Raw genomic sequence first — 677 nt, forward strand, 5'->3', positions numbered from 1 at the left:
CCAATTTAAACAGGGCGATCGCATTGCTGGGTGATTTTTCCAAATGCAAACGTTGATTAGCTTGACGCAACAAAAACTGCGCTTCGCTCAACAAATATTGCACGCGGTGATTCGATGTCATTTGTGCTAAGCGCTGGGATTGTGCCGCCAGCTTCGCTTCCACATTACCGACAAATTCGCCAAACTGCTGCTGACTTTTCGTTTGAGCTTGTGAGAACTGGTTTAAACCTTGAGCGAACTCTTGTTGTAAGTTTTGGTTTTCTCGCTCTAACGTTTGCGCGGCGCCGGCCAAAGAAGCCAGATTTTCCTGTTGCTGGGTTATCTGCTGGAATAGCCAATAACTGCTCGCGGCCGAACCACCCAATACCACTACCAGCGCCAACCACAGCAATTTTGTACCGGCGGGTGCTTGTCCCGATGCCGATTTAGAACCACCAAGGGCATCAAAATCGGGTGCCTTCGGCTCGTTCGTTAATTGCTTTGCATTTGAATCGTCGGTAGTTTGAACCACAGCAGGGCCTCTACTAATCGTTATAAATTTAAGTTGTTTTGCACCAATTGCTTTTTTAGCGCCTCGCACATGGCGTTATCTGTTGCATTTTCGGCAACCAGTATCTGCGTAAAACCCAACTGAGCAGCCAGCTCAGCCACCCGTTGCCCAGGTACCACCACGGGCC

General features: G+C 49.2%; 1 protein-coding gene. It reads right to left on the reverse strand.

Features of this window, described 5'->3' with window-relative positions; all coding sequences use genetic code 11:
• Positions 1 to 511: hypothetical protein (locus tag ACFQEU_RS17205; RefSeq protein ID WP_379784128.1), on the reverse strand; the 511-nt coding region annotated here is incomplete at its 3' end.
• Positions 512 to 677 lie beyond the last annotated feature (166 nt).

The organism is Halorubrum tibetense, from assembly GCF_042661865.1.
Taxonomy (GTDB): domain Archaea; phylum Halobacteriota; class Halobacteria; order Halobacteriales; family Haloferacaceae; genus Halorubrum; species Halorubrum tibetense.